Raw genomic sequence first — 4,716 nt, forward strand, 5'->3', positions numbered from 1 at the left:
AAAAAAACCAAAATCTAACAAACTAGCACACGCAAAAAACCAACCTCCAAAAAACCAAAATCTAAAAACTCCCCAAAAACCTCCAAAAAACCAAAAAAAACCCAAAGAATATAAAAACCAAAAAAACCAAAAACCCCAAAAGAATCTAAAAAACCCCAAAAAATCCCAAAATCTAACCCACAAAAATCTAGCCACTTTATTTTTACACGCAAAAAATCCTAAAATCCACGCATATTTTTCTAAAAGGAGCTTTTATGCCAAACACAAACCTAGAAAACGCTAGCCAAGCAAACACGCAAGAAACGCAAAACAAACAAGCACAAACACAAGACGCACAAAACGAAGCGCAAAATCACACTGATGAAAACTTGCAAAACGCCACAGGCACGCAAGAGGACACAAAAAACGACACAAAAAACGAAAAAAGCCTTTTGCAAAAAGCAAAAGAGCTAACTAAAAAAGGCATCGACAAACTAAAAGAAGCTAGCAACGAAGCCACAAACGCCCTACACGAAGCTAGCCAAAATCTAGCACAAAGCACTAGCGAGCTTTTTTCTAGCGACAACGATGAAAAAAACGATGAAAAAACCACCCAAAAAATCCCAAGCCTAAAAAGCATAGAAAAAAAATATAAGCTAGTAAATTGCCTAGCTTTTTGCTACATCGGGCAAGAGGACTTTAGCCTACGCATAGGAAGCGCAAACTACACTTTCACGCAGGGCGAAATCCTAATAATCCCAAATGACGCCACAGCACAATGGCTAAAACACAAAGATACGCTTTTTGTGCAAATCGTGTAACTAAATCCACAAAAAAGGACAAAAAATGGCAAAATCAAAATCCACAAAAAACGAAACCCAAGAAACCACAAGCGAGCAAGAAGCCCTAGAATCCACACAAGAAGCTAGCCAAGAATCTAACGCAGAAGCTAGCCAAGATTCTACAAGCGAAGCAGAGGGCAACGCAGATTCTAGCCAAGAATCTACAAAAGAATCTACCCCAAACAAAGACAAGGGCGATTCTAGCCAAGAATCTACGCAAGAATCTAGCGCAGATTATTTGATAGGGACAACGGGCGAGCAAGCCAAAAAACTAAACCAAAGACAAGACGCGGGCGATATTAGCCTAAAATCCACAAAAAATCCAACCCAAGACACCACACCAACCCAAAATGGTGCAAAAAAGTTTAATGAGATTTTGACAAACGCGCTAGATGAAAAAGCGCAGTGGAGGGAACAAATCCGCGTAAGTTTGCAAGCGATACAAGAAGTTTATATCGCTTTTGTAGCCTTAGATGAGACTTACCAAACAGGGCTAAAAGCCACCGATGACGCATTAAAATCTTTAGCAAATCAAACGGAGCGAGTAGATAGCCTAGCCACCCAAATCGCTACTGCCATAGCCCAAGCAAAAAAAGATTTTGCTAGAGTGCAAGAGGAAGCAAACAACGCGCTAACTCTAGCAAACGCCACCATACAATCCACCGCACAAAACGCAAAAATCACCAATGACAACCTAAAAGCCACCGAAGCCATCTGGGATAAAACACGCGAAATGGGGCAAACTATCTTACAAAAAGAGGAAGTTATAATCACGGCTTTTGAGAAATGGAAGGCATTAGATTCTATGCTTTTGCAGGCAAATGTGCTAAAAGCCGAGCTAGATTCTAAGCTAGAAGCACACAGAAGCCAACTAGCCCTAGACAAAGAGGGCTATGAGGACGAGCTAGAGCAAAAAAACCAAGAAATCACGCGCGGATTTGAAACGCTAAGCAATGCAAAAATCACTGCCCTAGAAACCCTAAGCGAGACCAAAAACACCGCCCTAAGCACACGCATAGACAACCTAAACACCGAGCTAGAATCCCACAAAAACCGCATACAAACCGCAAGCGACTTGCTAGCTACAAGCTATGATAAAATCAAAGATGAAATCATCATAAGCCTAGCCGAATATGTAGCCAAAGTCCGCGAGAGCGAAAGCCCGATTTTTTACAAAAACTCTACGCTTACAAAGGCAAACCAACAAAGCGCGTTTTTGATAGTGCAATACGCAAGGGCATTGCAAAAATACGCGATTTTGCACCAAAATGCTAAAATCCTAGAAAATGGAAAAATCGCTAGCTTTTTAGAATTTTATGAGGAAGCAAAAGTAGTCTATGACGCAGAGCAAGAGGAAAAAGCAGAGCAAGCAGCACAAGCTAGCAAAGACCTAGCACCAGAGACACAAGAGCGACTACAAAATGAGCAAGCTAGCCAAGAATCTAGCCAAACACAAGACAACGCAGAATCTAGCCAAGAATCTACAAGCAATTCTAGCGAGAAAATCCCTGAACAATCCACCACGCAGGGCGTAGATTTAAATCATAAAATAACGCCTTTTATGAGCTATGATGAGTGGATTTATCAAAAATACAATGACATAACGCTAGCCACGCTAAAAACACATAGCAAACTTTTTGCCCTCCCTGCTGAAATAGCTAGCCAAACTCTAGCAAGCCCGCTAAATATAAACACAAGCAAGCTAAGTGAAGTAATGCAAGTGCTACTAAGTGATGAGCAAAAAGCCGACCCAAAAACCCAAAAAATCCAATACATCGACACTCTCATAAAAGACTATGAGACAAACTCCGCGACCACTCTAAGCAAATACGCGGCAAACTAAAAAAAGCAAGCTAAAAAAGCAAGCTAAAAAACAATCTAAAAAGGGCAAAATATGCCAAAACGAGCGATAAACTACCCCTACAACGCCACGCAAGCCTACCTAAAAGATAGGTATGCAAACATAAGGGCAGAATTTGCGCTAAAGCAGGGCGTAAATGAGCTAGAAACTACATCGCGCGATTTTTATTATGAGACAAAAGATGGGCTAAAGTTTTTTGTTTATAAGGGCGATGGGGAGCTAGAGTTTGGCGATGCTTTGAGGGAGTATGATTTTTTTAGTGCTGATGCGCAAAAAATCGATAAAGCGATGTTTGAAAACACGCCCGAGCACAAGCTAGACAAAGACACACGGGATTTTTTAGAAGTGTATGAAAAAAACTTAGCAAAAGGCAAAAACTATCTTTTGCCACCATTTTTTAGCCAAAAAGAGCGCGAAATCTTAGACATAAAGGAGTGCAAATGCTAATCTACAACGAAATCAAAGAGCTAAAAACGCTAAATGAACATCTAAAAGGCGAGCTAGAATCTATAAAGCAAGACACAAAAACCCAAATCCAAAATGAAACCAAAGATTTAGTAAAAAACGAGCTAGATAGCGCGCTAGACACAGCAAAAAGCCACATAAATGCCTATGCAGATGAAAAAATCGCACAAAGCACGAGCGATTTAGAAAGCTATCACGCACGCGAAGTAAAAAAAATGTTTGAAGCTAGAATCTATGAAATACTAAATAGCTTTAGCATAGATTCTCTAAGCCAAAAAATCGCCTATGAGTTTGCCAACCAAAACGCAAACAACGCACAAAACGCGCTAGAATCCCTCATACTAAAGCACACAAGCGATTTTATAAAAGCAGCAAAAAGCGACATAGCACACGCCCTAAGCGAAGCCCTAGACTCTAGCAGGGAAATCTTAGAGAGTGCAAGAGAGCTAAAAAATGAGCTTATCTCAAGCGTAGGGCTAAATGCCATAAGAAAATATCGCTTTGAAGCAAGCCTGCATCTAAGTGCTATGAGCGCACAAAGCAATCTAAAAATCTTAGCAAACACCATCACCGAGCTAAGCACGGAGGGGAAATTTAGCAGTGTAAGCGATATAAGCCAAGAAGTAGATTCAAGCGAACAAATCCCGCTAGATAGAATCACACACAATGCCTTTGCTACAAAATAAGGCAATCACAAACAACGCTAAAAACGCTAAAACGCTAGAAAAGTGATAAAAACAAGGGCGAAAAAAGCTAGAAAAACACTAAAAAAAACGCTAAAAAAACTAGAAAAAAAGGACAAAAAATGGCAAGTTTTGATTTTGATTACTTAGAAAAAAACGCACAAGATTATGGGCTAGAGGAAAAAAGCCCAAGCGAGAATCTAAGCGGGGAAAATGAGGAAAATACGCAAGATTTAGCGATTTTAGGCAGTGGAGGTGGATTTAGCCCAAAAGTTTATGCAAGTGGCGTGCCAATGCTTACAGGTGATGAACTGCTAGATACCAAAATGGCAAGCGGGGGAATGAGCAAATATGACATATACACCGCACAAAAAGCAGGCATACCCGTGATGGCGATAATGCAAAATATCAATGCAAATGTAAATCTAGACGCAAAAGTGCGCAACAAATCCTCATCTACCACAAAGCTAAGGCAGGATTTTTACGAGAATATGAAAGCATTAAAAGCGGTGGATAATATCGTAAGCAGTGCTGATGATAAAGCAAAAGGCGGGTTTTTGTTTCGCACAGGGCTAGCTACAAACAACACAGGCTTTTTAGGCGGGCTTGATAGAAAGCTAGATAGTTGGAGTGGAGGGATTTATAAACTAAGCCCAAACGCACAAAAATTTAAAGCCGATGAGGAAACGGCTATAAGCGTGGTAGGCAGAATCATCACAGGCGGAGGCAAACTCTCAAACCAACAAAAAGATGAAATGAGAGATGCTTATGGCATAGGGTTTCGCAAAGGCGAAAACGCACGCGCACAAGCCATCGCACAAAATGACATAATCCTAGATGATACTTTGCGAAAAGCCGAGCTACTCTACCAAAACGGCGATATAAC

Annotated in this window: 5 protein-coding genes and 1 pseudogene; all 6 read left to right on the forward strand. The window is 40.6% G+C overall.

Annotated features, from left to right (window positions below):
* Positions 1 to 283 (forward strand): annotated as a pseudogene (locus ACWIUO_RS13320) (hypothetical protein); the annotation flags it as partial.
* Positions 255 to 800: a hypothetical protein gene (locus tag ACWIUO_RS13325; protein ID WP_454178375.1), complete on the forward strand. Its 546-nt coding sequence runs from the start codon at positions 255 to 257 to the stop codon at positions 798 to 800. The pseudogene ACWIUO_RS13320 and the gene ACWIUO_RS13325, both read left to right, overlap by 29 nt.
* Positions 801 to 825: 25 nt before the next feature.
* Complete coding sequence (locus ACWIUO_RS13330; protein ID WP_454178376.1) at positions 826 to 2,664, forward strand: hypothetical protein; 1,839 nt, start codon at positions 826 to 828, stop codon at positions 2,662 to 2,664.
* Positions 2,665 to 2,715: 51 nt separating this feature from the next.
* Complete coding sequence (locus ACWIUO_RS13335; RefSeq protein WP_454178377.1) at positions 2,716 to 3,129, forward strand: hypothetical protein; 414 nt, start codon at positions 2,716 to 2,718, stop codon at positions 3,127 to 3,129.
* On the forward strand, positions 3,123 to 3,833 hold the full coding sequence (locus ACWIUO_RS13340) for a hypothetical protein (RefSeq protein ID WP_454178378.1): 711 nt from the start codon (positions 3,123 to 3,125) through the stop codon (positions 3,831 to 3,833). Before ACWIUO_RS13335 ends, ACWIUO_RS13340 begins: the two co-directional genes overlap by 7 nt.
* Before the next feature lie 119 nt (positions 3,834 to 3,952).
* The coding region (locus ACWIUO_RS13345) for a hypothetical protein (RefSeq protein ID WP_454178379.1) at positions 3,953 to 4,716 on the forward strand (764 nt) is incomplete at its 3' end.

It is taken from the genome of Helicobacter sp. T3_23-1056 (assembly GCF_053654535.1).